Source organism: Brachybacterium avium (assembly GCF_002216795.1).
Classification (GTDB): Bacteria; Actinomycetota; Actinomycetes; order Actinomycetales; family Dermabacteraceae; genus Brachybacterium; species Brachybacterium avium.
Genome location: NZ_CP022316.1, coordinates 2,423,705 through 2,449,835, shown reverse-complemented (window position 1 = coordinate 2,449,835; position 26,131 = coordinate 2,423,705). Strand labels below are relative to the sequence as shown.

Annotated in this window: 26 protein-coding genes; 16 read left to right on the top strand and 10 right to left on the bottom strand. The window is 71.1% G+C overall.

Going from position 1 to position 26,131, the window contains the following annotated elements:
* The first annotated feature begins 107 nt into the window (after positions 1–107).
* Positions 108–1,532: a DHA2 family efflux MFS transporter permease subunit gene (locus CFK39_RS10970; RefSeq protein WP_245822499.1), complete on the top strand. Its 1,425-nt coding sequence runs from the start codon at positions 108–110 to the stop codon at positions 1,530–1,532.
* Positions 1,533–1,569: 37 nt separating this feature from the next.
* On the opposite strand, the gene CFK39_RS10965 is transcribed toward CFK39_RS10970, so the two are convergent.
* On the bottom strand, positions 1,570–3,006 hold the full coding sequence (locus tag CFK39_RS10965) for a sulfatase family protein (RefSeq protein ID WP_089065494.1): 1,437 nt from the start codon (positions 3,004–3,006) through the stop codon (positions 1,570–1,572).
* A complete protein-coding gene (locus CFK39_RS10960) occupies positions 3,003–4,445 on the bottom strand; it encodes an alpha-L-fucosidase (protein WP_089065493.1) in 1,443 nt (480 codons plus the stop codon). The genes CFK39_RS10965 and CFK39_RS10960 overlap by 4 nt, the downstream gene beginning before the upstream one ends.
* Before the next feature lie 212 nt (positions 4,446–4,657).
* Between CFK39_RS10960 and CFK39_RS10955 the strand changes: the two genes are divergently transcribed.
* The gene (locus tag CFK39_RS10955; protein WP_245822497.1) at positions 4,658–4,864 is read left to right on the top strand and encodes an SDR family oxidoreductase; all 207 of its coding nucleotides are present in this window, start codon (positions 4,658–4,660) and stop codon (positions 4,862–4,864) included.
* On the opposite strand, the gene CFK39_RS10950 is transcribed toward CFK39_RS10955, so the two are convergent.
* Positions 4,818–5,675, bottom strand: a complete 858-nt coding sequence (locus tag CFK39_RS10950; RefSeq protein WP_157697148.1) for a DUF6226 family protein — start codon at positions 5,673–5,675, stop codon at positions 4,818–4,820. The two genes, CFK39_RS10955 and CFK39_RS10950, sit on opposite strands and share 47 nt — an antisense overlap.
* Before the next feature lie 71 nt (positions 5,676–5,746).
* On the opposite strand from CFK39_RS10950, the gene CFK39_RS10945 reads away from it, so the two are divergent.
* Positions 5,747–6,643 (top strand): phosphotransferase, encoded by an 897-nt coding sequence (locus tag CFK39_RS10945; RefSeq protein WP_157697147.1) that lies wholly within the window; start codon positions 5,747–5,749, stop codon positions 6,641–6,643.
* Between the two features lie 40 nt (positions 6,644–6,683).
* Here CFK39_RS10945 and CFK39_RS10940 read toward each other — a convergent pair whose 3' ends face one another.
* A complete protein-coding gene (locus CFK39_RS10940; protein WP_089065490.1) occupies positions 6,684–7,769 on the bottom strand; it encodes a 3-deoxy-7-phosphoheptulonate synthase in 1,086 nt (361 codons plus the stop codon).
* A gap of 321 nt (positions 7,770–8,090) precedes the next feature.
* Here CFK39_RS10940 and CFK39_RS10935 point away from each other — a divergent pair, with 321 nt between their 5' ends.
* The 4 genes from CFK39_RS10935 (at position 8,091) to CFK39_RS10920 (ending at position 12,235) form a co-directional block, all read left to right on the top strand.
* Positions 8,091–10,034, top strand: coding sequence for an aconitate hydratase (locus tag CFK39_RS10935; protein ID WP_089065489.1), 1,944 nt, complete (start codon positions 8,091–8,093; stop codon positions 10,032–10,034).
* A gap of 126 nt (positions 10,035–10,160) precedes the next feature.
* Complete coding sequence (locus tag CFK39_RS10930; RefSeq protein WP_089065488.1) at positions 10,161–10,373, top strand: CsbD family protein; 213 nt, start codon at positions 10,161–10,163, stop codon at positions 10,371–10,373.
* Between the two features lie 161 nt (positions 10,374–10,534).
* Entirely contained in the window at positions 10,535–11,179 is a 645-nt protein-coding gene (locus CFK39_RS10925; protein WP_089065487.1) for a dihydrofolate reductase family protein, read from the top strand.
* A 243-nt stretch (positions 11,180–11,422) separates the two neighbouring features.
* Positions 11,423–12,235, top strand: a complete 813-nt coding sequence (locus CFK39_RS10920; RefSeq protein ID WP_338027668.1) for an SDR family NAD(P)-dependent oxidoreductase — start codon at positions 11,423–11,425, stop codon at positions 12,233–12,235.
* 75 nt (positions 12,236–12,310) lie between these two features.
* Here CFK39_RS10920 and CFK39_RS10915 read toward each other — a convergent pair whose 3' ends face one another.
* Both CFK39_RS10915 and CFK39_RS10910 read right to left on the bottom strand, forming a co-directional pair.
* Complete coding sequence (locus CFK39_RS10915) at positions 12,311–13,210, bottom strand: hypothetical protein (RefSeq protein WP_157697146.1); 900 nt, start codon at positions 13,208–13,210, stop codon at positions 12,311–12,313.
* Complete coding sequence (locus CFK39_RS10910; protein WP_089065484.1) at positions 13,207–14,382, bottom strand: MalY/PatB family protein; 1,176 nt, start codon at positions 14,380–14,382, stop codon at positions 13,207–13,209. The genes CFK39_RS10915 and CFK39_RS10910 overlap by 4 nt, the downstream gene beginning before the upstream one ends.
* Before the next feature lie 270 nt (positions 14,383–14,652).
* On the opposite strand from CFK39_RS10910, the gene CFK39_RS10905 reads away from it, so the two are divergent.
* Entirely contained in the window at positions 14,653–16,065 is a 1,413-nt protein-coding gene (locus tag CFK39_RS10905; protein ID WP_245822495.1) for an FAD-binding oxidoreductase, read from the top strand.
* A gap of 56 nt (positions 16,066–16,121) precedes the next feature.
* Here CFK39_RS10905 and CFK39_RS10900 read toward each other — a convergent pair whose 3' ends face one another.
* The gene (locus CFK39_RS10900) at positions 16,122–16,466 is read right to left on the bottom strand and encodes a carboxymuconolactone decarboxylase family protein (RefSeq protein WP_089065483.1); all 345 of its coding nucleotides are present in this window, start codon (positions 16,464–16,466) and stop codon (positions 16,122–16,124) included.
* 429 nt (positions 16,467–16,895) lie between these two features.
* Between CFK39_RS10900 and CFK39_RS10895 the strand changes: the two genes are divergently transcribed.
* Both CFK39_RS10895 and CFK39_RS10890 read left to right on the top strand, forming a co-directional pair.
* Positions 16,896–17,204, top strand: coding sequence for an MGMT family protein (locus CFK39_RS10895; protein WP_089065482.1), 309 nt, complete (start codon positions 16,896–16,898; stop codon positions 17,202–17,204).
* Positions 17,201–17,953, top strand: a complete 753-nt coding sequence (locus CFK39_RS10890; RefSeq protein ID WP_089065481.1) for a pyrimidine reductase family protein — start codon at positions 17,201–17,203, stop codon at positions 17,951–17,953. The genes CFK39_RS10895 and CFK39_RS10890 overlap by 4 nt, the downstream gene beginning before the upstream one ends.
* A gap of 10 nt (positions 17,954–17,963) precedes the next feature.
* Here the strand turns inward: CFK39_RS10890 and CFK39_RS10885 are convergent, their stop codons facing one another.
* Together CFK39_RS10885 and CFK39_RS10880 are read right to left on the bottom strand one after the other, a co-directional pair.
* On the bottom strand, positions 17,964–18,614 hold the full coding sequence (locus tag CFK39_RS10885; RefSeq protein WP_089065480.1) for a VOC family protein: 651 nt from the start codon (positions 18,612–18,614) through the stop codon (positions 17,964–17,966).
* Between the two features lie 271 nt (positions 18,615–18,885).
* Positions 18,886–19,416, bottom strand: coding sequence for a Dps family protein (locus tag CFK39_RS10880; protein WP_089065479.1), 531 nt, complete (start codon positions 19,414–19,416; stop codon positions 18,886–18,888).
* Between the two features lie 167 nt (positions 19,417–19,583).
* Here CFK39_RS10880 and CFK39_RS10875 point away from each other — a divergent pair, with 167 nt between their 5' ends.
* Positions 19,584–19,928 (top strand): avidin-fold protein, encoded by a 345-nt coding sequence (locus CFK39_RS10875; RefSeq protein ID WP_218192255.1) that lies wholly within the window; start codon positions 19,584–19,586, stop codon positions 19,926–19,928.
* Between the two features lie 22 nt (positions 19,929–19,950).
* Here the strand turns inward: CFK39_RS10875 and CFK39_RS10870 are convergent, their stop codons facing one another.
* Entirely contained in the window at positions 19,951–20,427 is a 477-nt protein-coding gene (locus CFK39_RS10870) for an Lrp/AsnC family transcriptional regulator (RefSeq protein ID WP_245822493.1), read from the bottom strand.
* A 240-nt stretch (positions 20,428–20,667) separates the two neighbouring features.
* Between CFK39_RS10870 and CFK39_RS10865 the strand changes: the two genes are divergently transcribed.
* The 5 genes from CFK39_RS10865 to CFK39_RS17360 are packed head-to-tail and all read left to right on the top strand — an operon-like array spanning position 20,668 to position 25,940.
* Entirely contained in the window at positions 20,668–22,266 is a 1,599-nt protein-coding gene (locus CFK39_RS10865; protein ID WP_089065477.1) for an ABC transporter substrate-binding protein, read from the top strand.
* 11 nt (positions 22,267–22,277) lie between these two features.
* Positions 22,278–23,345, top strand: a complete 1,068-nt coding sequence (locus CFK39_RS10860; protein ID WP_089065476.1) for an ABC transporter permease — start codon at positions 22,278–22,280, stop codon at positions 23,343–23,345.
* Complete coding sequence (locus CFK39_RS10855) at positions 23,342–24,301, top strand: ABC transporter permease (RefSeq protein ID WP_089065475.1); 960 nt, start codon at positions 23,342–23,344, stop codon at positions 24,299–24,301. The genes CFK39_RS10860 and CFK39_RS10855 overlap by 4 nt, the downstream gene beginning before the upstream one ends.
* Positions 24,298–25,101: an ABC transporter ATP-binding protein gene (locus CFK39_RS10850; RefSeq protein WP_089065474.1), complete on the top strand. Its 804-nt coding sequence runs from the start codon at positions 24,298–24,300 to the stop codon at positions 25,099–25,101. Before CFK39_RS10855 ends, CFK39_RS10850 begins: the two co-directional genes overlap by 4 nt.
* Positions 25,098–25,940: an ATP-binding cassette domain-containing protein gene (locus tag CFK39_RS17360; protein ID WP_089065473.1), complete on the top strand. Its 843-nt coding sequence runs from the start codon at positions 25,098–25,100 to the stop codon at positions 25,938–25,940. The genes CFK39_RS10850 and CFK39_RS17360 overlap by 4 nt, the downstream gene beginning before the upstream one ends.
* Positions 25,941–26,131: the final 191 nt, after the last annotated feature.

Genomic DNA, 26,131 nt, shown 5'->3' with positions numbered 1-26,131 from the left:
TCGATGAAGAAAGCACGTCCCCTCATGACGACGCACACGCCCACCCCACCGGAGAGTTCCCCGCCGTCGAGTCCCCCGGCGCCCGCACCTCGGGAGCCGACGGCGACGTGCCCGCGGGCGTCAAGGTCACCCCGATCATCGCGGTGCTGGTGATCTCCGCTTTCGTGATGATCCTGAACGAGACCATGCTGGCGGTCGCGCTGCCGGTGCTGATGGCGGACCTCACGATCACCGCGGTCACCGCGCAGTGGCTCTCCACCGGGTTCATGCTGACGATGGCGGTGGTCATCCCGACCACCGGCTTCCTGATGAAGCGCCTGACCACCCGCAGCGTGTTCACGACCGCGATGCTGCTGTTCCTGGTCGGCACCCTCGCCGCTGCGGCGGCACCCACCTTCACGGTGCTGCTGGGCGCACGCGTGGTGCAGGCCGCGGGCACCGCGATGGTGCTGCCCCTGCTGATGACCACGATCCTCGCGCTGGTGCCGCTGCGCGCCCGCGGCCTGGTGATGGGGCTGGTGGGTGTGGTCATCTCCGCCGCGCCGGCGCTCGGCCCGTCGATCTCCGGTTTCATCCTCGAGCACTGGTCCTGGCACCGCCTGTTCGTGATGATGCTGCCGATCATCGTGGTCGCCCTGGTCATCGGCCTGCTGTTCATGCGCAACTACACCGATCCCGAGAAGGTGGGGCTGGACGTCGTCTCGGTGGTACTGTCCGCGATCGGCTTCGGCGGCATGATCTACGCGCTGGCCTCGATCAGCGCCGTCGTCGACGGCAGCAATCGCGTGATGCCCCTGATCGTCCTCGCGGTGGGCGCGCTGTCCCTGACGCTGTTCACCTTCCGCCAGGTGCGCCGTCGCGCCCGCGGCCAGGAGCCGCTGCTGGACCTGCGACCGCTGAAGGTCCGCACCTTCTCGGTCTCGGTGCTGGTGATCCTGCTGAGCTTCGCCACCATGCTCGGCACGGTCGTGGCGCTGCCGCTGTACATGACCGGTGCGCTGGGCATGTCCTCCTTCACGGTGGGCCTGACCATGCTGCCCGGCGCGGCCGCCTCCGGGGTGCTCGGCCCGCTGGTCGGTGCCGCCTACGACCGGGTGGGCCCGCGCCCGCTCGTGGTCCCCGGCGCCGCGCTGATGGCCCTGGCGTGCTGGCTCGAGGTGGTGCTGCTGGACGGCGACGCCACCCAGGGCCTGATCATCGCGCTGAACATCCCTCTCGGCATCGGCATGGCCATGGTCATGACCCCGCTGATGGCGCTGTCCCTGGGGGCGCTGCCGCGCTCGCTGTACGGTCACGGCTCCGCCATCCTCAACACCCTGCAGCAGCTCGCCGCGGCGCTGGGCACGGCCGTGTTCATCGCGCTGCTGACCCTCGGCTCCGCCGTCGCGGCAGCGGCCGGGGCATCCACCGGCGTCGCCCAGGCCAGCGGCGCCGGCTGGGCCTTCGCCTTCGGTGGGGTGCTGACCACTGCCGCGACGATCCTCGCCGTGACGCTGAGGGGCACCGCGGCGGAGGACGAGCCGGCCGTCTGAGCGGGCGGCCGGGCCGCCCCGGTGGGGTGGCGCTCCGCTACTGCTCGAAGGCGCCCTGTCGATCCTCGCTGCCCAGCGGTCTGTTCTGCCCCTTGCCGGTGACCGGCAGGTCCCAGCCGTCCAGGCCGGGCTCGCTGCACCGGGCGAACCGCTCACGCAGACGGGTGGCGAGATCGTCCCGCACTGCGGCGCACGCCGGGTCCGCGGAGAGGTCGCGCGCCTCCTCGGGATCGGTCTCGAGGTCGTACAGCTCCTCGGGCCCCTCGCGGCGCGTGACGTACTTCCACCGTGTTGTGCGGATCATGCGGTTGTCGCCGTACTCGTCCAGGACCAGGATCTCCGACGGCGGGGGCTCGACGGTCTGCTCCTCGGTGGTCAGCAGCGCGGCGACGCTGCGCCCGATGCGCAGCGGATCCGGCGGCGCGGTGACGCCGGCGAGCTCCAGCACCGTCTCGAACACGCTGGTGGCGCTGACCAGGTGATCACTCACCCGCCCGGCCGCGATCCGACCCGGCCCCCAGGCGATGAACGGGACCCGGATCGAGTTCTCCCAGAAATTCAGCGGGAAGGTGCCGTTCCCCTTGCCCCAGATGCCATGGTGTCCGCAGGAGAAGCCGTTGTCGGAGGTGAACAGGACGATGGTGTTCTCCAGCAGCCCCTGCTCCTCGGCCTCGGCGAGCACCCGGGCCAGCATCCGATCGATGCCGGTGACCGCGGCGGCGTAGCCGGCCAGGTTCCGGTGGCGATGCTCGACCGGATCCGCGACGACACGGCCGTTGGACCACGGATGCGGTGCGGGCGCCGGGACCGAGGGGAAATCGGTGTCGGCGTACAGGTCCACGAGCTCGTCGGGATGGTTGCCGTTCGTCCACGGCGCATGCGGGGCCGTGGTGGCCAGCTGCAGGAAGAACGGCCTGCCCTCTCCCTCGGCGGCGTGGCGGCGCAGGAAGTCCACGCCGTGGTCCCCGACCGCGTCCGTGAAGTAGCGCGGCTCCTCCGCTTCACGCGGTTCGACAGTGGTGCGGCCGGACTCCTCGTCGAACTCCCAGATGGGGGCGTCGTAGTAGGAGCTGCCGCCGAGCCGGTGCGTGTACCAGTACTCGAAACCGGCGGCGGGCTCGTGGGAGTTGCCCACATGCCATTTCCCGGCCAGGCCGCAATGGTAGCCACCATCCGCCAGCGCCTGGGTGAAGGTGGGGAGGGAGTCGATGTAGGCGCTCTGCGGTCCCGGGGGCTCGACCCCTTCCGGGCGCAGCCAATCGTGCACGCCGTGCGCCGACGGCATCCGGCCGGTCAGCAGGGAGGCACGGGCCGGGGAGCACACGGGAGAGGCGCAGAAGAACCGCTCCAGGTAGGTGCCCTCCGCGGCGAGCCGGTCCAGGGTCGGGGTGAGGAGCTCGGGAGTCTCCCGGCCCAGCGCCCAGGGTCCCTGGTCGTCGGTCAGGACGAACAGGATGTTCGGGGCATCGCTCATGACCTCTCCCCCTCGATCCGCACGCAGGCCGCAAAACGCACTGGGACGGCCGGCAGCTGCAGCACGGCGTCTGCACCATCGCGGGTCACCGGGACCTCGGCGCCGCCGTCCAGCACCCTCGCGGTGAGCAGCCCCGTCGGCAGCTCCGCGCTGGAGATGCGCAGCTCTCCCGCCGGCAGCAGGCGAGCAGGATGGTCGCGGTCCAGGCCCCGGATGTCCTCCGGGAGGAAGAACAGGTTCAGCGCACCGTCCGATCCCGTCGTGAACCACTGTTCCTGGGCGGCCGCGCCCTGCAGGCGCGGTTCCGCCTCGAGGGCCCGGGTGCCGTAGATCGCCGATCCGTGCGCCGCGACCCAGGTGCCGATGGCCTGCAGTCCGCGCTTGATGTGCGAGCTCATGGCGCCGGTCGCATCCGGGCCCACCCCCAGCAGGTAGTTCCCTCCGCGGGCGATGATCGTGATCAGGTTCGCGATCGCGTCGCCGACGGGCTTGGTCCGCTCCTCCGGAGCGAAGGAGCACCAGGCGCGGGTGAAGGTGATGCAGGATTCCCACGGGTAGGGCAGCCGCACCTCGGGCAGCTCCTGCTCCGGCGTGCGGTAGTTCTCGTTGCGGCCGTGGACGGTGCGGTCCACCACGAGGATGTCCGGCTGCAGCTCGCGGGCCCGATCGGCCAGAGCGTCCATTGCGATCGGCTCCCGCGGGGCACGGCACCAGCCGCCGTCCAGCCACAGCACGTTCACCTCGCCGTACTCGGTGAGCAGCTCCTCCACCTGACGATGGGTGTGCTCCACGAAGGGACGCCAATGCTCGGGTTCCGTCTCGGGATCCACATTGGACCAGCGATCTGTGATCTCCCTGCCCTTGTCCCAGTAGGAGGGATGGGCCCAGTCCGGCTTGGAAAAGTAGACGCCAGTCTCGAGACCCTGCTCGCGGAAGGCGTCGAAGGTCTCCCGCACCACGTCGCGGCCCAGCCCGCAGTCCTCCGCGGTCGACTTCAGCGAGGAGTACTTCGTGTCGAACATGGCGAAGCCGTCGTGGTGCTTGGTGGTGAGCACCAGGTACTTCATGCCAGCTTCGCGCGCTGCCAGCGCCCACTCCCGGGGGTCGTAGTCCTGTCCGGAGAAGGTGTGCCGGGACTCGTAGTAGTGCGTGTTCCACTCGGCTTCGGTGCCGTGGAAGTCCTCGTTCATGGCCATGAAGGGCGCCAGGTTCTCCCGGCACAGGGACCACGATCCCGCCTGCCCCAGATGCGTGTACAGCCCCCAGTGCACGATCAGCCCGAACTTCAGGTCCTGCCAGTGCTCGAGGGCGGCGAGCGTGCGCGGATCGGTGGGTCTGACGTACCCGGTGTCCTGCACCGGTCCTCCGGCGCCGGCGGCCTCGAGGCCGTCCGGGGTGAAGTCGTCGGTCTCCTCGCGCGGGGGGTGGACATCGCTCATGGGCTGCTTCTTCCGGTCGGTGACGTTCGGCCCAGCCTAGTCGAGACACCCGATGATGATGAGGGTGGCACCGCACTGAAAAGCCCCGATTCCCAGCAGGTCCCAACCTCAATCCGCCAGAGATCCTACCTCTCACGGAGATCAGGATCCGAGCTTGAGCCGCAGAACCCTCACCGACCGGCGTACGCCCACCGACTCGGTACCCTCGACCGATGAGCTCCACGACCACCCTCGAATCCCTGTTCCGACGGCTGAGCTCCGACCCAGCCCGGGTCGAGGCCCTCGCAGCCCGCACCCTCGTCGGCCGGAACGGGCTGGCCGAGGACTTCGCCGGCGCCGCGGTGTTCCTCGCGGGCCCCGGCTCGGCCTACGTCACCGGTCAGTCGATCGCCGTGGACGGCGGCTTCTCGGTGCACTGACCGGGCTGCTCCGCGGCGGCTGGATCGCCGGGCAGAGCGGCCGAGGCGTCCAGTTCTCGGCCCAGGGCTGCGCCGTGACCGTCACGTCGAGGTCGGCGTCCTCCTCGCCGCTGCCGCCGCCGGCGCCGAAGGAGGTGCGATGGCTGGTCCAGCCAGGGGTCAGCACGGTCTCGAAGGAGCCGTCGACGATCGAGAGGATCGTGCGGTCCAGCTCCTCGAGCACGTCGCGGGAGCCGGAGTCGCAGGCATCGCAGCCGCAGTCCGGGGTGGTGCTCACGGGGACCGGCGGGTCTCCGATCCCGAGCACGAGCCCCATGACCAGGGCATCGCGCCCGGTGAGGTCGGTGCTGCCGGTCGCCGTATCCGGTGCGGTGCGGGCGAGGACCAGGGGCTGGGCGTCGGGCCGACGGGGTCGCAGCACGGTGGTGCGGTACCGGTCGACGTACGGCGTGACGGCCCAGATGAGCCCGGTGCCCTCGTCGGCGTCGGCCCAGCCGCGGGCGGTGAGCACGCGGGTCCAGGCCTCGGCCCGGGCCCAGAGGATCCGGTACTTGCCGGGGTCCAGGCAGCGGCTGTACTCCTCCTCGCGGCTGTCGCGCAGCTCGCCGTCGGCGCTCAGATGCGGGTCCTCCCAGGCGGGGGTGTCGGTGCCGGTCTCCGCGAAGGCCGTCTCGACCTCGTCGAGCAGCTGCAGGAGCGCGTCGGAGTACGGCGGCCCGGCATCGTCCCATGCCTCGGAGCCGCCCTGGGCGATCTCGAGCAGCAGGGCATGCTGCTGCTCCCACCACGTCGGACCGGGCGTCGTCACCATGGAGCGACTGTATCCGGGCCCGCTGCGGGCGGCGATTGAAGACGGCGGGCGCCTCTGACAGGCTCTGCCCCATGACTGCGACGTCCGAGACAGCAGCCCTCGACCCAGCGCTGCTCGCCTGGCTCTCCCCCGTCGTCGGCGAGGTCTCGCTGGTGCAGACCCTGACCGGCGGCATCACGGGACAGATGCTGCAGCTGCGGCGCGCCGACGGTCAGGGCGACCTCGTGGTGCGGCGCTGGCCAGGGGAGCGCGAGAGCGACCAGGAGATGGTGCGCCGCGAGGTCGCCGGGCTGGATGCCCTGGCCGAGGTCGGCCTGCCGGTCCCCTCGCTGCTGGCCGCCGACCCCGACGGCGCTGCCACCGGACGGCCGACGACGCTCACGCACTTCCTGCCCGGCAGGGTCGAGCTCGCCCCCGCCGAGCCGCGCGCCTGGGTGCGCCGGCTCGCTGCGATGCTGGCACGGATCCATGCGGTGCCCCCGCCCGCGCTGGCCCCGTGCGAGCCGGCGGACACAGCCGAGCTGTCGTGGCTGGACCAGAATGGCGACCCGGGACTCGCCCGCGCCGCCCGCGAGCTCGCTGACGGACCCGTCGATCCCGACCGCGCCGTGCTCAGCCACGGCGACTACCAGCACTTCAACGTGCTCTGGCGGGAGGAGGAGATCTCGGCGGTGGTGGACTGGCCCACCGTCGGCCTCGCAGACCGCGGCGTGGACGTGGGCCATTGCCGGCTCAACCTCGCCGTGCTGTTCTCCGCCGAGGCCGCGATGGGGTTCCTCACCGACTACGAGGAGCTCGCCGGGGTGCGGATCGATCCGGCCTCCGACATGGAGCGGCTGCTGAACTTCGGCCCGCACTGGCGCGAGTTCATCCCGTTCCAGGTCCTCGGCCGCGCTCCCGTGGACGGTCCCGGGATGGCCGACCGGGTCCGCGAGACGATCGTGGCCACCCTGCGCCGCGCCGGCTGAGGCCGTCCGGGCGGCGGAGCGGGCGCGGCGGCGGAGCGGGTCAGCAGGCGCGGGTGCGGCGGCGGCGCGCTCCTGCGGCGAGCGCGCGCAGCACGGCCTCGGTGGTCCTCCAGTCCATGCACTTGTCGGTCACGGACTGGCCGCGCACCAGGCCGACCGGGCCCGCGTCGACGTCGAGGCTCTGCGCACCGGCGACCAGGTTGCTCTCGAGCATCACCCCGGCGACCGCCGCACCGTCGGCCGCGATCTGCTCACCGAGCATGGTGGCGACCTCGGCCTGGCGCACGTGGTCCTTGCCGGAGTTGCCGTGGCTGGCGTCGATGATCAGGCGCCGCGGGAGATCGCCGGCGGCCAGACGCTCAGCTGCGGTGCGCACGGGGCTCGGGCCCCAGTTCGGCCCGTCGGCCCCGCCGCGCAGGATGAGGTGGGCATCGGGGTTCCCGGTGGTGGAGACGAGGTTCGCCAGCCCGTCGGCCCCGATGCCGAGGAACGACTGCGGGGCGGAGGCCGCGGCGATCGCGTCCAGTGCGCTCTGGATGCCGCCGTCGGTGCCGTTCTTGAAGCCGATCGGCATCGACAGCCCGGAGGCGAGCTGGCGGTGGATCTGGCTCTCGGTGGTGCGGGCCCCGATCGCGCCCCAGCTGATGAGGTCCGCGATGTACTGCGGGCTGATCGGTTCGAGGAACTCGGTCGCGGCGGGCAGGCCGAGCGCGGTGACCTCGCGCAGGAAGCTGCGAGCGCGGCGCAGACCGGTGGCGATTTCGTGGCTGCCGTCCAGGTGCGGGTCGTTGATCAGGCCCTTCCAGCCGACGGTGGTGCGGGGCTTCTCGAAGTAGGTGCGCATCACCAGCAGCAGCCCCTCCCCCAGCTCGTCCCCGATCGCGGCGAGGCGGCGCGCGTAGTCCAGCCCGGCCTCGGGGTCATGGATCGAGCAGGGGCCGACGACGACGAGCAGGCGGTCATCGTGGCCCTCGAGCACGGCGCGCACCTGCTCGCGGTGCTGGGCGATCTGTGCGGCGGCGGCGGGGTCGAGCGGGAGCTCGGCGAGCAGCTCCGCCGGGGTGGGCAGCGGCGTGAAGCTCGCGATGTGGCGGTCGGCAGCGGGGGCGGTGGCGAGAGCAGTCATGGGTCCTGTCCTGTGGTGAGGGCGGACCCGATGCTCAGAGCCCGCCGGGAATGGCGAAGGGCAGAGCATCTGCTCTGCCCTTGTCGGCTCTGGAGGGTTGGGGACGCTATACGGTCGCCGGCCCCTCCGGAGCCGACTTCGCATAGGTAAACCAACGGTTCTGCATGCGGCGAGAGTACACGCTGGGCCGCAGGGCGCAAGCGCGGTCCGGGAGGCGAGCCGCTCGCCTGTGCGATGGCGTTCACCGGGGAGCAGGCCTACGGTGGGGGGAGGTCCGCCGACGGGCCCCGTCGGCGGTTGCTCTTCGAGGAGGATCGCGCCATGCCCAGCACTGTCGCCCAGAAGCTCATCGCTGCCCATCTCGTGGAGGGGACACCCGATCCCGGCGCCGAGATCGGCCTGCGGGTGGACCAGACCCTCACCCAGGACGCCACCGGCACCATGGTGATGCTCGAGCTGGAGTCGATGGGCCTGGACCGGATCCGCACCGAGCTGTCGGTGCAGTACGTCGATCACAACCTGCTGCAGACCGATGAGAAGAACCCCGACGACCACCTGTTCCTGCAGTCCGCGGCCGAGCGCTTCGGGCTGTGGTTCTCCCAGGCCGGCAACGGCGTCTCCCATCCCGTCCACCAGGCGCACTTCGGGCGCCCCGGCGCGCTGCTGATCGGCTCGGACTCCCATACCTGCGCCGCCGGAGCGCTGGGGATGCTGGCGATCGGCGTGGGCGGTCTCGAGATCGCGATGGCGATGGCCGGGCAGCCGCTGTACGTGAGCATGCCGGAGGTCTGGGGTGTGGAGCTGACGGGCACGATGCCCGACTGGGTCAGCGCGAAGGACGTGGTCCTGGAGATGCTGCGCCGTCACGGGGTCAGCGGCGGCGTGGGCCGCATCATCGAGTACCACGGCGAGGGCCTCGCGCAGCTCACCGCGATGGACCGGCACGTCATCGCGAACATGGGCGCCGAGCTGGGGGCGACCGCGACCGTCTTCCCGGCCGACGACGCCGCCCGCGACTACCTCGAGGCCGTCGGCCGCGGCGACCAGTTCGAGCGCTGGGAGGCCGACGAGGGCGCGGAGTACGACCACACCGAGCACATCGACCTCTCCCAGCTGGAGCCGCTGATCGCGATGCCCTCCTCCCCCGGCAACGTGGTCACCGTCGCCTCCGTGGCCGGTGAGGACGTCGCCCAGGTGGTCGTCGGCTCCTCGGCGAACCCCGGGCTGCGGGACTTCGCGGTGGTCGCCGAGATCCTCGAGGGTCGGCAGATCGCGCACGGCCTCTCCCTGGACATCAACCCCACCTCCCGCGAGGTCCTCGCCGATCTGATCTCCGGCAGCTGGCTGGGGTCGCTGGTCGGCGCGGGCGCCCGCATCCACCAGTCCGGTTGCATGGGCTGCATCGGGATGGGGCAGGCTCCCGCCAGCGGCCGCAACTCCCTGCGCACCATGCCGAGGAACTTCCCCGGCCGCTCCGGCACCGAGGAGGACGCCGTCTGGCTGTGCTCCCCCGAGACCGCCGCCGCCGCGGCCCTGACCGGGAAGATCACCGATCCGCGCACCCTCGAGGACAGCCACGACCTCGCCTATCCGCGCCCCGCGATGCCCGAGTTCTACTCGAAGGTGGACAGCATGCTGACGGCGCCCCTGCCGCCGGCGGAGGCCGCGCAGGTGGAGCTGATCAAGGGGCCGAACATCTCCACCCTGCCGGACTTCTCCCCCGTCGAGGACGAGCTGCGGGTGCCGGCCCTGCTGGTGATGGGGGATGACGTCTCCACCGACGAGATCATGCCGGCCGGCTCCCGGGTGCTGCCCTTCCGCTCCAACATCCCCAAGATCGCCGAGTTCTCCTTCACCCGGATCGACGAGACCTATCCCGATCGGTCGCGCGAGGCCGAGGCGGGGCACGTGGTGCTCGCCGGGAAGAACTACGGGCAGGGCTCCTCCCGCGAACATGCGGTGATCGCCCCGCGCTACCTGGGGCTGCGCGCCGTGATCGCGGTGAGCTTCGCCCGGATCCACTGGCAGAACCTCGCCAACTTCGGGATCTTGCCGCTGGAGTTCGCGGACCCGGCCGACCTCGAGGCGGCTTCCGCCGGCGACGAGGTGGTGCTCGAGGGCATCCACGACGCGCTGCGCGAGGGCGGCGCACTGCACGGGACGATCTGCGGGCGCGAGGTGACGCTGACCCACCGGCTCTCCTCGCGTCAGGTGGACATGGTGCTGGCCGGGGGGCGGATCCCGTTGGCGGCGCAGGAGATGTGAGGGGCGGCGGGGGCCGGGGCGCTGAGCTCCGCTCCGACCGGCAGGTCAGGCGCATCGGGCGTCGCCGTCCTACACTCGAGACCACCGCGCGCCATCGGCGCGCACCCTCGACACAGGAGGTTGGCAATGAGTGCTGACGAGAAGTTCGAGAACGCGAAGGACAAGCTGGGCGGCCAGGCCAAGGAAGGCCTGGGCAAGCTCACCGGCGACAAGGAGGCTGAGACCGAGGGCCAGGCCCAGCAGGGCAAGGCCGACGCCAAGGACAAGCTCCAGGACGCTCGCGACACCGTCAAGGGCGCAGCCGAGGGCATGTTCGGCGACAAGGACTCACGGGACTGACCCGGCCACCAGATTCCTGACGTATATGAGGGTGGAGCGCCATATGTGAGCGTTCCACCCTCATATACGTCGGAGTTCGGGTGGGGAACCGATAGCGACAGGGTGACAGCCGCGTCCACGAGGAGCACGATGGGAGCTCGGCTCATCGAGAGGATCCCGTCATGACGCAGCGTGTGCGCGTCCAGAGCTTCGGTGTCTCCCGCGACGGCATCGACGCTGGCCAGGAGCAGACCTTTCAGCGTCCCTTCGGCCACGTCGACCCCGGCGAGCTGATGGCCTGGGCCTTCGAGACCGCGCACTTCCCCGGGCGGACGGCTCCGGGCGGCAGCCGGGGGTTCGAGGACCGGCTGACCCGCGACTTCGCCCAGGGCATCGGTGCCGAGATCATGGGCCGGCACAAGTTCGGCCCGCAGCGCGGACCCTGGCCGGACGACGGCTGGATCGGCTGGTGGGGTGAGGAGCCGCCGTTCCACTCCCCGGTGTTCGTGCTCACCCACCACGAGCGGCCCCCGCTGAGGGTCGGAGAGACCACCTTCTATTTCGTGGACGCCGCCCCGGCCCAGGCACTGGCGCAGGCGAAGGCCGCGGCCGATGGGAAGGACGTGCGCATCGGCGGCGGGGTCACCACGCTGCGCGAGTTCCTCGACGCGGATCTCATCGATGAGATGCACGTGGCGATCGCACCGCTCGAGTACGGGACCGGGCTGCGGCTGTGGGAGCGTCCCGAGGAGCTCGAGGACCGCTTCCACCTCGAGCGGATCACCGCGCCGAGCGGCGTCGAGCACTGCTTCTTCTGGCGGCGGTGAGCCGGGCGGCGTGAGCAGGGTTGCGGCCGGCGCCACCAGAGTGCTGCCCAGATTCCAGCCACCAGAGTGCTGCCCCAGCTTCCAGCCACCAGAGTGCTGCCCCGGATTCCCACCACCAGAACTCTGCCTCAGGTGACGGTTGAACGCTCCACATCCGTTCAACGCCTATATGCGTCAGAGTTCTGGTGGCTCCGCTGCGGCGAAGGCCCCGGCCGGGACTCGGTCGAGCACCGTGTCTGGGGGATGATGGCGCTGTCGCCCGTCGAGCTGGGCGGGAGCGTGGAGAGGAACAGGATGAGGGGCGCACTGGTCACGGGGGCATCGCGCGGGATCGGCCGGGCTACGGCGATCGCGCTCAGCGAGCGAGGCGAAAAGTTGGCCGTACACTACGGCAGTCGCCGCGAGGAGGCGGAGCAGACCCTTTCCGCACTGCACGGCGACGGCCATGTGCTCATCGGCGGGGATCTCTCCGCTCCCGGAACGGCCCAGCGCGTTGTCGAGGAGGCTGTGGCCGAGCTCGGCCAGGTCGACGTGCTGGTGAACAATGCCGGCATCGCCCCGGGCACCGAGACCGATCACCGCGTGGACGAGGTCGATTTCGCGACCTGGCAACAGCGGCTGACCCGCATGATCGACGTCGATCTCACCGCGCCGGCGAACCTCAGCTACCTGGTGGCCCGCTCCCTGATCGCCCGTCAGGCCCCGGGCGTGATCGTGAACGTCGGCTCCCGCGGCGCGTTCCGCGGCGAGCCGGATGCCCCCGCCTACGCGGCGGCGAAGGCCGGGCTGCACGCCTTCGGCCAGTCGATGGCGGTGGCGCTCGCGCCGCACGGGATCGCGGTCGCCTCGGTCGCGCCGGGCTTCGTGGCCACCGAACGGCAGCAGGACAAGCTCGCCGGACCCGACGGGGCCTCGCTGCGGGCGCAGAGCCCCTTCGGCCGGGTGGGCACCGCCGAGGAGGTCGCCGCCGCGATCCTCTATCTCACCGCGCCCGAGGCGCAGTGGGCCTCCGGCACGATCCTGGATCTGAACGGCGCCTCGCATCTGCGGACCTGACGCGGCCGGGAGCGAGGCCGCTCGCGGCGGTCCCTCGAGTCACTGGGGTCCATCGAGTCACTGCGGCACGTCGAGTCACTGCGGTTCGTCGAGCTCGCTGAGGATCTCCTGCGCGCCGAAGGCCTCGACGATCACCTCGATGGCGCCATGGAAGCTGGTGTCCTGCCCGTCGGCGGAGGTCTCCCGGCTCAGCAGCCCGTAGGCGGCCAGTGCCGTCAGATCCCGCTGCGCGCGCCAGTACCGCTGGATCTCGTCCATGTCGGGATCCCCGCCGGGGTCCTCGGGGACCAGGCCGCGGTCCAGCGCGATGCGGATCTCGGCCGGCAGCAGGAGCCCCTCGGGCTCGACGGTGTGCATCAGGGCGGCGAAGGTGTCGGGGTCACCGAACAGGCCACCGTCCTCGGGGCTCTGCTTCAGGACGTCGAGGAGCAGCAGCAGGATCAGCGCCCGGGCGAAGCGGACGAACGCTGCGGGCTCCTCCGCCTGCGGAACCGCTGGCGCCATGCCCTCCCCCGGTCCGACCCAGGTGCTGGACAGCTCCAACCAGCCGCCGCTGACCAGGGCGTTCCAGGGGCCGACGACCTCACCGACCTGCCACATCGAGGTGAGCTCCTGCCCGCCGAGGTCGAGCTGCCAGGACACGACCAGAGCGCGGACGTCAGCCAGGGGCAGCGCACCGTCAGAGGTGACCTCGCAGCCCTCCCCCACGTGCTCGAGCAGCCGCACCGCCCCGTGCACCAGGGGAATCCCTGCGTAGACCGCAGCCGCTCCGGCCGGGTCCTGGTCGACATCAGCGGCGCTCTCCAGCAGATCGCGCCGCAGCCCGGACTGCGGGAGGAACCAGGGCCAGCCCGTCTGTCCCTGACCGGCGGCGTCGACAGGATCCGTGGTGTCCGGCTCCGGAGCAGCGGAGAAGAAGACTGCTCCGCTGCCGTCGCCGCTGGGCGAGCCCGGCCCGCTCTGGGCCGACATCATGCGGCTCGGCCCGGCTCCAGCACCCGCGCGATGCGGGTGATCGCCTCGACCAGCAGCGGATGCGGCATCGCGAAGATCAGCCGCACGTGCCCCTCCCCGACCGCGCCGCAGTCGGTGCCCTCGGTGCACTCGACGCGGGCGTGCTCGAGCAGGTGGTCGTGGAGGGAGCCGGTGATGCCGTACTCGCGCAGGTCGAGCCAGGCCACATAGGTGCCCTCCGGCGTGGTCAGCCGCGCCTTGGGCAGGAGCTCGGTGACCAGCTCGGTGACGGTGTCACGGTTGCGGCGCAGGTAGGCGAGGATGTCGTCGAGCCACTGCTCTGCCTCGTCGTAGGCGGCGCAGGTAGCGGCGAGGCCGAGGTTCGCGGCGCCGTGGCGGGCGAAGTGGCCCACCTCGACGAAGCGCTCCCGGTCGGTGTCGTTGCTGGTGATCAGCTGCGCGCACTTCAGCCCCGGCAGGTTGAAGGCCTTGGACGCGGCGACTGCGGTGATCGTGTGCCCGGCGGCGGTGTCGTTCAGCGAGGCGTAGGGGACGTGCTCGCCCTCGAGCACCAGCGGCAGCCAGATCTCGTCGGAGAACACCCGCCCGCCCCTGCGGTCCACCAGCGCGGCAAGCGGTTCGAGCTCCTCACGGGTCATCACCCGCCCGGTGGGGTTGTGCGGGTTGGTGTGGACGAACAGCCCGCCGCCCGCATCGAATGCGGCGTCGATCGCGGTGAGGTCGTAGTGGTGGCGGCCGTCCGCGTCCTGCAGCATCGGGACCTCGATGACTTCGCGGCCGTGCAGTGCGGGCACCTCGAGGAATGGCATGTAGGCCGGGGTGGGGACGATGATCTTCGCGTCCGGGGCGAGGAAGTGCTCGAGCACCGTGGCGAAGATCGCGATGACGTCCGGCATCTCGTGGATGTCCCCGGGAGCGACCTCCCATCCCGTCCGACGGCGCAGGAACCCGGCGGTGGCCTGCTGCAGCTCGCTCACCATCGGTGAGGGCAGGTAACCGAAGGAGCCGCGGTCCACCTCCCGGTGGAGTCGGCGGGTGATGGGCTCGGCGATGCCGAAGTCCATCTCGGCGACGAACGCTCCGATCACGTCGTCGCCGCGGGACCAGCGAGTCGCACCGGCGGCGATCAGGTCGGCCTGGGTGATCGCGTCGAGCTCGGTGGGGGTGGGCATAGGTCTCCTTCGGGGGACGACGGGTGCTGGTCGGGCGGATGAGCGGCTCGAGGGGTGCTCCTACTGTCGCAGAATCGGCGCGAGCCCGGTGGTCCGTTGCTCCGCACGGGCGCCCAGAGTACGGTCAACAGTACGATCCATGCAGTTCACGGCAGGTTCCGCGGCGCGCGCCGTCGGCCGTTCGATGGCCGGGTTGTCGCCGCCCGCGGGTGACAGGCACGGGGGCTCGGGCGAGATGCTCACGCACCGGTGCAGAGAGCGCAGGCAGATATGTCGTCCACGACGGGCGGATTCCCGGTCCCTGAGGCGATGCCCGCCCTGCGCCGGATGCGGAGCCAGGTGCAGGGCCAGGTGCTCGAGCCCGGCGAGGCGGGGTACGACGAGGCCCGCGAGGTGTGGAACCAGCTGATCGACCGGTATCCGCTGCTGATCGTCCGCGCGGCCTCCGTGGCGGATATCCCGCCCGTTCTGGAGGCGGCTCGTACCACCGGACTGCCGCTGGCGGTGCGGGGCGGCGGGCACAGCAACGCGGGTCTCGGCACAGTCGACGACGGGATCGTGCTGGACCTCGGCCAGCTGCGGGAGGTGAGGGTCGACCCGGCGACGCGGCTGGTCACGGCGGCGCCCGGAGCCCGCACGGGTGATGTCGACGCGGCGACCGCTCCGTATCGTCTGGCCGTGCCGCTGGGGACGGTCTCCACCCCCGGGATCGCGGGGATGACGCTCGGCGGGGGCGTGGGCTGGCTGGTGCGGCAGGCGGGGCTGGCGCTGGATCGTCTGGTGCGGGCCGAGCTGATCACCGCCGACGGGGAGCAGATCACTGCGAGCGAGCACGAGCATGCGGAGCTGTTCTGGGGGCTACGCGGGGGCGGCGGCAACTTCGGGGTGGTCACCTCCTTCACCTACGAGGCGGTGGCGCTGCCCGATCCGGTGCTGGGCGCGACGCTGTACTATCGCCCGGCCCAGTGGCGTCGGGCGCTGGCGGCCTTCGAACGCTGGAGCCGCGATCTCCCTGATGCGCTCACCTCGATCCTTACGGTGATGGTGCTGCCGCAGCATCGCGGGATGGGTGATGAGCCGTGGCTGCTGCTGCGCTGCACCTGGGTGGGCGAGGACGAGGCGCGCGGGCGGGCGCTGCTGGAGCGGCTGTCTCAGGCGGCGCCGCCGGATGAGGCCGACATCGGCCCGATCTCGTGGCCGCAGTGGCAGAGTGCGGCAGATGCGCTGTTCACCGTGGCGGCGCGCGGGTTCTGGCGCAACACGGCGTTCTCCCGGATGGATGAGGATGCGCTGGACACGATCACCGCGGTCGCCGCGGCACTGCCCGGACGGGGCACCTCTATCGACATCCACCACCTGGGCGGGGCCTTCGCACGAGTGTCACCGCAGGCGACGGCGTTCCCCAATCGCACCGCCCGGTTCTGGATGGCGATCAACGGGTACTGGCACGACCCCAGCGAGGATGCCCGCTTCACCGCCTTCGCCGAGCAGGCCGGGGCGGCGATGAAGCGGCTCGGCGAGCACGGCGAGTACGTGAACTTCCGCGCCCGTGAATTCAGAGAGCCCATCTCCGACCTCACGCGTCGGGCCTACGGCGAGCAGACGTATCACCGGTTGCAGCAGGTCAAGCGGGAGTACGACCCCCGGAACCTGTTCCGGGTGAACTACAACGTGGTGCCATAGCGGATCGCGGAGCTCCGGCAGCTCGACGAGCCGCTGTGAGGCGTTCCGCCAGCGGATCAGGCGTGGTGCTCGTGGCCGTCCAGCACGTCCAGGGCGAGGGTGGAGTGGGCGTAGGCACCGCCGGCGCGCATCTCGGCGGCGACCCAGATCGCCTCCATGATCTGCTCGTCCGTGGCGCCGGCGCGGGAGGCGAGGCGGGTGTGCCCCTTGATGCAGTACGGGCACTGGGTCACGTGGGCGACGGCCACGGCGATCAGCTGCTTCGTGCTGCCGGGCAGGGCGCCATCGGCGAAGACGGCCTTGCTGAAGGCGTTGAACGCGGCGTCGACCGTCGGGGCGAGCTCCTTGCGGCGAGCGCCGACCGCGGGGGTGGCCTGGGGATAGAGCGAATCAGAAGACATGGTGTGGCTCCTTCACTGGGTGCGTCGGCGGCGCGGAGGTCCCGGCCGCGGTGTCCTGCGATGCCGCTCGGTGCCTGCCGGGCCGGTGATGCCGGCTCGGGCACCGGGGGCACGTCCTCGTGCGTGCGGCGGCGGGGACGCGGGGCGCTCCGGCCCGCTGACGGTGATCACCTCCGATCCCGCGCGTCCTACGGGTCGGCGCCGCCTGCAGGCCGTGCCGTGGGTCCCGGGCTCGCCTCTTTCACCATAGACCCGCCGCAGGGGCGTCGTCCCTGTCTCGCCCCTCACCCCGGGCGGCCTCCCGGGCAGGGCTAGAGTGCGGGCAGGAACGCATCCGGCCGTCGGAACGGTGCCCCGCGGTGTCGCCGAAGGGCCGCTGCCGCCTCAGCGGCGGAACGGGCGTGCAGTGAGCCAGGGAGAGGAGTCGTCGTGGAGGATCCCCGCGAGGCCGTCCGCGCCGTCGCCGCGACGATCCGTCCCGGCCAGGTGATGACCTACGGCGAGATCGCCGTCGAGACCGGACTGCATCCGCGCCAGGTGGGCCGCCATGTCGCCGCCCTGGAGGACATCCCCTGGTGGCGCATCGTCCGCGCCGACGGCACCCCGGCCACCTGCCACGGCGGGACCGCCCCCTCCCTGCTGGCACAGGAGCACGTCCCCTTCCGCGGCCGACGGGTGGACCTGCGCGCACTGGCCTCGACCCCCGACCCCGGCCGCTCCCCAGGAGGCACTGCATGACCCCGATCGACTCGCTCTGGCCCATCCCCGGCACGGCGCTGACCGATGACCAGCTGCTGCAGGGCTATGCCCCGCCGGCCGGGCCCTGGCTGCGAATGAACTTCATCTCCAGCCTCGACGGGGCGGTCACCCGTGACGGGCTCTCCGGCGGGCTGGGCGATGACGCCGACCACCGCGTCTTCGAGCTGCTGCGCCGCTGGGCCGACGTGCTGCTGCTCGGTGCGGGCACCGCGCGCGCCGAGGGCTACGGGGCGATGCGGCTGCCCGAGGAGTCCGAGCGCTGGCGGGTGGAGCACGGTCTCGCCCCGCAGCCGGTGTTCGCGCTGGTGACCCGCCGCCTGGACCTGGACCCCGGTTCCTCGATCTTCACCGAGGCCCCGGTGCGGCCGCTCGTGCTCACCGTCACCGACGCACCGGCGGAGCGTCGGGCGGCGCTCGCGGAGGTGGCGGACGTCGTCGACGCGGGTGAGACCGAGGTGGATCCGGTGCGGGTGCGCGAGGAGCTCGGCCGACGGGGGCTGCGGCGGGTCCACTGCGAGGGCGGGCCCACTCTTTTCGGCTCGTTCCTCACGGCCGGCGTGGTCGACGAGCTGTGCCTCACCCTCGCCCCGACGCTCGAGACGGGGCCGGCGGCCCGCATCGCCCATTCGCCGCTCTCCGTGCCCACGGCGATGGAGCTCGCCGCCGTGCTGCAGGCCGGTGACGAGCTGCTGCTGCGCTACACGCGGGCCGTCGGCGGCGAGGGCTGAGGCGCTCTGCTCAGATCTGGATCTCGCGGCCGTCCTCGGTGCGCAGCTGCAGCACGAAGCGGGAGCCCTGAGCCTGGCGGATCGCCGCGACCCCGTCACCGAGGCCGAGCGCGTCGGTGGCCTTCTGCTGCGGGGCGGGGTTGACCTCGATCCGCTCGAAGGAGACCAGTTCGATCGAGGGCAGGTCGCCCAGGCCAGGCTGGGTGGTCTCGCCCCAGTCGATGAGGAAGGGGACGGCGTAGTTGCGCGGGGCCTGCGCCTGGGTGAGCCGCCACGAGAGCTCCGTGCCGTCCGGGGTGCGGCGGGAGAGGTCCTGCACGTCACCGGGGTCGAAGCCGGCGGCGCGGGCACGCTCGACGACCTGGTCGATCCTGCTCGGATGCACGGCGTAGGTGATGAGGGTGGGCTTCTTCAGGCGGTTGATGCTGAAGGTCTTCGGCAGCTCCTCCCCCTCCCGCTCGGGGTCGGGGCCGATCAGCTCGAGGTAGTGCGGGCGCGGCTCGCCGTTGACCGTGAGGGCCACCAGCGCGTTGGCGGTGCCGGTGGGGTGGGCGCCGCCGGGGGCGGGGGTGACGCCGGTGAGCTCGCGGAACCAGTCCACGGTCTCGGCCAGGTCAGGGCCGGCGATGACGATGTGGTCGAGCAGATGGGGGACGCTCATGGCGCTCCTTCGTCCGAGATCGGAGCCTCGGGATGAACAGGGAGGGCGGTGCTCGCGCCGAGCCGGGGGCGTGCAGGCTCAGGCGCGGGGGCACCGCCATGGATGGTGTCGACGGTACCTGCTTCGAGGCGGTGCCCCCGCTCCCCTGCCGGGCGACCGTGACGGCGGCATCGCGCCGGGCGATCTCGCCGATCGTCCGGCGCACGGTACGCCCCGACGACGGGTGGGCGGCGGTTTTCCGCCGCCCGGCCGCCGTCGTCGGGGATGCAGGTCAGCGCTGCTGCGGGGTGCGCGTCTCTGCGCTGATGAACCAGGCCTGCTGCTCGAGCTTCTCGAGGATGCCGTGGAGGATGTCCGCCGAGGTGGGATCGGCCTCGTCGACCTCGTCGTGGACGTTGCGCATGGTGCCCACGGTGTTCTCGATCGCCGTGGTGACCAGGTCGATCGCGTCGTGGGTGTGAACCTCGCCCTGCGGGAACTCCGGCAGGGAGGACTGCTCGGCGACCACGGCCGGGCGGGCATCGGGGGTCGCGTGGAGGGCGCGCATCCGCTCGGCGACGTCATCCGCGCTCGCACGAGCGATGTCGACGACCTCATCGAGGTTCAGATGCAGATCGCGGAAGTTCGGGCCCACGATGTTCCAGTGCGCCTGCTTGCCCACCAGGTGCAGCGCCGTGAGGTCCACGAGGACCGCCTGGAGGTTCTTGGCGAGCGCCGCCGGAGCGAGGAAACCGCTCTCGGCGTTCTCCTTCTTCGTGCGCTTCGCGCCGGCGGGGGCGGGGACTGCAACGGTCTCGTTCATGAGAGCTCCTCCTGGTCGATGAACTGCTCGGTCGCTTCCCACGCTAACGAGCGCGGCCTGGCGCGGCAATGCTTCGGGCCGATCGGTCGAGGGGCGGGGCCGCGGTGCCTCCGCCCGCATCGGCGACCGCTCGGCAAGGGTGCGTCCCGATGGGCCATACTCGCCTCGTGACTACCCATTCCGCTCTCTCCCTCGACGGCCTCACCTTCGACATGCTCTCCTCCACCGCGTCGGCGGTGGATCCGGACTCCCCCACCCGCTTCGTCTACCACCAGCACGGCGAGCTGGTGTGGGGCAGCTACACCGGTGACACGGTGACCGAGGGGCGCTTCGTGGGTCGCCTCAGCGAGGCGACGCTCGCGATCTCGTTCGCGCACGAACTCATCGCCGATCACAGCGTGGTGCGCGGCGACGCGACCAGTCGGGTCGAAGAGCGGGAGGGCCGGATCGCGCTGATCGAGGAGTTCGCCATCGACGGCGCCCCGCACGAGAGCGTCTGCCTGCAGGTCTGAGGCTGGGCCGCGGCGTCCGACGTCACTCGATGCTGCTGGGACGGTCCGGATTCGCCCGCGTGTAGCGCAGCAGTCCGCGCTCAGCGGCCAGTTCCCGGCGATCGCCCAGATCCGTGGGGAGCAGCTGGCCCCGATCGAAGACCTCGTCGAGGACCAGCACCGTCTCCACGCTCTTGACCTGCGGCAGCGCCGCGAGCACGCCCACCACGAAGCTGTGCACGTGCTCGACCCCGGCGCCGCGGGTCAGCAGCATGACGTCGTGCTCACCGGTGGTGATCTTCGCGGACTCGACCTCCGGGATGTCCGCGATCTCCTCAAGGAACTCGCGGAGCCTCTGCGGGTGCGTCGTGACGAACACCAGGGTGCAGATCCCCAGCCCGGCGCGGACCGGATCGATCCGCGCCGAATAGCCGGTGATCACTCCCGCCTCCGTCAGCGCTTCGACCCGCGCATAGGCGTTCGAGCGGGACACGCCGACCTCCTGGGCGAGGGCCGCCATCGATATTCGACCGTGATCTCGCAGCACCTGAAGGATGCGATAGCTGATGTCATCGATTCCTGCGGCGGAACGTCCTGAGGTCCTCGTCGTTTCGCTCTCCATTCTGGACAGTCTGTCGCATGAGTCGTCTCGCCCAGTAATGAAGTCCACGAGAGGGTGTGACGGTGGACATATAGTTTGCTGACACACCCGTTGTCCCGCGACCCGTCCAGCACGGGTCACTCACCGTTGGAGGCTTCTGTGCTCCGCACTTCTCGTCGCACCGTCATCGCACTCGGGCTCGGCGCGAGCCTCGCACTCGCCGGCTGCTCCGGCGGCAACTCCTCCAACAACACCTCGGGCGGCGGTGGCGAAGGGGCCGGCGGAGGGACCCTGGTGATCGACACCGCGTTCTCGCTGGAGACCGGTGACCCGGGCCGCAACTACGTGCCCACGGGCAACATGATGCTGCACGCCATCTACGACACCCTGCTGACCTTCGAGGGGTCCGCCGAGGACGAGCCGATCCCCTCCCTGGCCACGGTGGAGCAGAACGAGGACGCCACCGCCTTCACCTTCACGCTGGTGGAAGGGCGCACCTTCTCCGATGGAGCCCCGGTCACGGCCGACGACGTCGTCTTCTCCCTGACCCGGGTCCAGGGCATCACCGAGTCCAAGGCGAACTTCCTGATGAACGGCATCTCCGTGGAGAAGGTGGACGACACGACCGTCACCCTCACCACCGACGGGCCATCCCTGGAGCTGCCGGCGATCGTGACGAACCCAGCGCTGTCCATCCTCAACTCGGCAGCGGTCAAGGAGAATGGCGGCACCACCGGCGAGGACGATGCCGCCGAGGATTTCCTGGGCTCGACCTCCGCCGGCTCCGGCCCGTACATGCTGGACTCGATGGACATCACCTCTCGTGCGGTGCTCGTGCCCAATCCCGAGTACAACGGCGAGTACGCCCCGAGCTTCGACCGCATCGTGATCCGCAACGTCACCGAGAGCGCCACCCAGCTGATCAACCTCCAGGGCGGGGACTCGAACCTGGCCGTCGACCTCAACGGCGACCAGGTCGCCGGGCTCGGCGAGGGCTTCACCGTCTCCTCGTCGCCGTCCGCGCAGACGATCTTCCTGCTGGTCAATCAGAACGAGGAGGTCGGCAAGGTCACGGCGAACCCGAAGTTCGCCGAGGCGGTGCGCTACGCACTGAACTACGAGGAGCTCCTCCAGCTCGCCGGTGAAGGCTCCGAGCAGGCCACCGGCGTGATCCCGCCGATGTTCCTGGGCGCGCTGGACAGCGGCGTCACCCCGGATCCCGAGCGGGCGAAGAAGGCGCTGGAGGACTCCGGGTACGACGGCGAGACGATCTCCCTGCAGTTCCCGAGCGACAACCCCGTCGGCGGCGTGGAGTTCACCCCGGTCGCCGAGCGGGTCCAGGCCCAGCTGAAGGGCATCGGGCTCGCCGTCGACCTCGCCCCCGCCCCGTTCGCCACCGAGATCGAGCCCTACGTGAACGGCACCGAGGCGTTCTCCATGTGGTACTGGGGTCCCGACTTCGCCGACTCCTCCTCCTTCCTTCCCTTCGGGCCCGGGGAGAAGGTGGGCCTGCGTGCCGGCTGGGAAGCCGAGGACGACCCCGAGATCGCCGAGCTCGTCACCGCCGCCCAGGATGCGACCTCGGTCGAGGAGCGCGAGCAGGCGATGAGCGAATACGCGACCGCGATGCAGGAGGAAGGACCCTTCGTCCCCCTGATCGTGCCGGGCCTGAACCTGGCCAGCGACACCTCGGTCACCAATGTCCAGAACAACACCAACTGGACGCTCGACATCCCGCTGATCCAGCCGGCCGGCTGAGCCTGCCTGCCATGACATCCACCGCCACACCCCTGCAACCCCCTCGGTTCTGGCAGCGCTGGCCGCTGCTGGGGTACGTCCTGCGTCGCCTCGGCACCTCAGTGCTGCTGATGCTCGGGGTCACCATGGTGACCTTCGTGCTCACCGCCCTGGTGCCCGGCGATCCGATCGCTGCGGCGCTCGGCGAGGGAGCGGCGAGCAACCCCGCCACCGTGGCGGCCTACGTCGAGCAGCACGGCCTGGACAAGTCCATTCCCGAGCGCTACCTGATCTACTTGACCAACCTGCTCCAGGGAGATCTGGGCACCTCGATCAAGACCGGCCGTCCGGTGGCGACCGAACTGGCCACCGCCGTCCCCGCCACGATCGAGATCGCACTCGGGGCGATCATCGTCAGCCTCGCCGTCGGCCTCACCCTGGGCACCATCGCCGCCCACCATCGCGGCCGGGCCACCGATCAGGTGCTGCGCGTGGTCTCGCTGCTGGGGCTGAGCGTCCCGACGTTCTGGCTGGCCATCATGGCGTACCACACCTTCTTCCTGCGCCTGGGCGTCGCACCGGGAGCGGGGCGGTTGGATCCGGCGTTCACGCCGCCGCCGACGGTCACCGGGCTGTACACGGTCGACTTCATCCTGGGCGGCGACCCCGTCGGCTTCTTCGATGCGCTCGCGCATCTCGCGCTGCCGGTGCTGGTGCTGTCGCTGTTCACCATCGGCCTGCTCACCCGCTTCATCCGGGCGGCGGTGCTCGAGGTGCTCGATACCGACTACGTCCGCGCCGCCCGGGCCAAGGGGCTGCCCGCGCGCCGCGTGATCGTCGCCTACGTGCTGCGCGGTGCCTCGCTGCCGATCCTCACCGTGGTGGGCGTGGCCTTCGGCGTGCTGCTGTCCGGCACCGTGCTGGTGGAGGCGGTGTACGCCTGGCCGGGACTGGGCACCTATGCCTTCAACTCCGCCATCAACCTGGACCTACCCGGCGTGATGGGTGTGGGCCTGGTGGTGGGCGTCATCTACCTGGTGATCAACTTCGCGGTCGACCTCCTGTACGGCGTCCTCGATCCGAGAGTGAGGCTGGCATGAGCGCCGCGACCCCTGCACGCAACCGGCCGCGCCGGGGGCGTCTGCTCCGCGCGATCCCCGCCGCCTGGCGCACCCCCCTGGCCGTGGTCGGTGCCGTGATCGCCCTGGCCTGGGTGGTCGTGGCGATCATCGCGCCCTGGGTGGTGCCGCACGATCCGCTCGCCCAGGAGCTGACCCGCCTCACCCCACCGGGGGAGGTCTCGCTGCTGGGCACCGACCAGGTGGGCCGCGACGTGTTCTCGCGCCTGCTGACCGGTGCCCGGGTCACCATGCCCTTGGCCCTGCTCATGGTGGTGTGCGCGACCGTGCTGGGCACGCTGATCGGCTCCGTCGCCGGGTACGTGGGCGGCTGGGTCGACGAGGCGCTGATGCGCCTGACCGATCTGATGATGGCTTTCCCCACCGTCATCCTGGCGATGATCATCGCCGCGTCGCTGGGCCCGTCGCTGTTCAACGCGGTGATCGCGGGGGTGGTGGTCTCCTGGCCGCAGTACGCCCGTGTGGTGCGCTCGCTGGTGCTGAGCCTGCGCACCCAGAACTTCGTGATCGCCGGGCGCCTGCTGGGCTATTCGCCGTGGCGCTCCCTGGGCAGCGACATCCTGCCCAATATCGCCGGTCCCGTGCTGGTGCTCGCCTCCCTCGACATCGGCACCGCGATCCTGCTGCTGACGGGCCTGTCGTTCCTGGGCCTGGGGGCGCAGCCGCCCACGGCCGAATGGGGGTCGATGATCTCCGGGGCGATGGACCACATCGATGCCTGGTGGCTCGGGGTGTTCCCGGGCCTGGCGATCCTCACCGTGGTGATGGCGTTCAACTTCATCGGCGACTCCCTGCGCGACGCACTGGACCCCCTCTCCTCCGCGGAGCGCGAAGGTGCGGCCGGCACCACCGATCCCGCCGAGGCGGACCCCGCCGCGACCCCGATCGAGACCCCGGCGACGGAGGAGGGCCGATGAGCGTGCTCAGCATCCGCGATCTGACCATCGCCTTCGGGCGGCACGACCCGGTGGAGGTCGTGCGCGGCATCTCCCTGGACCTCACCGCCGGCCGGATCCAGGGCCTCGCCGGGGAATCCGGCTCCGGCAAGACCGTCAGCGCGATGGCCGTGCTGGGGCTGCTGCCGGCGACCGCACGCGTGGACGGCTCGATCCGCCTGGCCGGGACCGAGCTGGTGGGGCTGCGTCCGCGCCGGTTGAACACCATCCGTGGCCGTCGCGTCGCCATGGTGTTCCAGGACCCCTCCGCGAGCCTGCACCCGCAGCTGACCATCGGGGCGCAGCTCACCGACCATGTGCGTGCCCATCTGCGGCTGAACCGGCGGGATGCGCAGCAGCGGGCCGTGGACCTGCTGACCCAGGTGCGGGTGCCCGAACCCGCCGAAGCGCTGCGCCGGTACCCGCACCAGTTCTCCGGCGGGCAGCGCCAGCGCATCGCGATCGCGGTGGCGCTGGCGTGCGACCCTGAGGTGCTGCTGGCCGACGAGCCGACCACCGCCCTGGACGTCACCGTACAGGCGGGAATCCTCCATCTGCTGCGCGAGCTGGTGGACGACCGCGACCTGGCGGTGCTGCTGGTGACCCATGACCTCGGCGTGATGAGCGCCGTCGCGGACGAGGTGGCGGTGATGCGCTACGGGCAGATCGTGGAGTCCGGCAGCACTCACGACGTCTTCACCGATCCCCAGCACGTCTACACCCGCACCCTGCTGGACTCGATGCCCGATGCGCAGCAGTCACTCGTGGAGGACGACGAATGAGCACTGTACTGGACGCCACGGACCTCACGATCGAGTACCGCGGCCATCGCACCGTCCGCGCCGTGGACGGCGTCTCGCTGACGATCACGGCCGGGGAGGTGCTGGCGCTGGTCGGCGAGAGCGGCTGTGGGAAGTCCTCCACCGCCCGCGCGGTGATCGGCATGGAGAAGCCCCGCTCCGGGGAGGTCCAGTTCCGGGGCAGGCCCGTGCCGCCGCTGGGGCTGCGGCGCCGTGCCGCCGACCTGACCGCCATGCAGATGGTCTTCCAGGACCCGAACTCCTCGCTGAACCCGCGCAAGCGGATCGGCGACCAGATCGCCGACGGCGTCGCCGCCGCCAGGGCCCGCGGTCTCAGCTCCGATTCGCCCGGGACCTGGCTCGGCGCCGTGGGCCTGGATCCCGCGATGGTCTCCCGCTACCCGCACCAGTTCTCCGGCGGGCAGCGCCAGCGGATCGCGATCGCCCGCGCCCTGGCCGCTCAGCCCGACCTGCTGGTGGCCGACGAGCCGATCTCGGCGCTGGACGCCTCCAGCCAGGCCGAGGTCGCCTCGATGATGCGCCGGCTGTGCCTGGCCGCCGGGGCCGGGATGCTGTTCATCTCCCATGACCTGTCGGTGGTGCGGATCATGGCCGACCGGGTGGCCGTGATGTACCGGGGGAAGATCGTCGAATCGGGACCGACGGCGCTGGTCTGGGCCGATCCGCTGCACCCGTACACCCAGGCGCTGCTGGGTGCGATCCCCCGCCCCGACGGGAAGGGCGTGCTGCCCGCGGCGCCGGACGCCGAGGCGCCGGCGGCGTGCCACGAGGAGCTGCCGGAGGCGCTGGATCGCAGCTGAGGGTCGGTGTCGGCGACCTCCCGCACCACGGCGAGGTCATGCGAGATCAACAGGTAGGTCAGTCCCAGCTCGGCATGCAGGCGCCGGATCTGCGCCTGCGCCGTGACATCCAGGGCGGGGACCTCCTCGTTGAGCACCACCAGCTCGGGCTGTCGCGATATGGCCGAGGGGCCGGTGCCGCGAAACTCGCG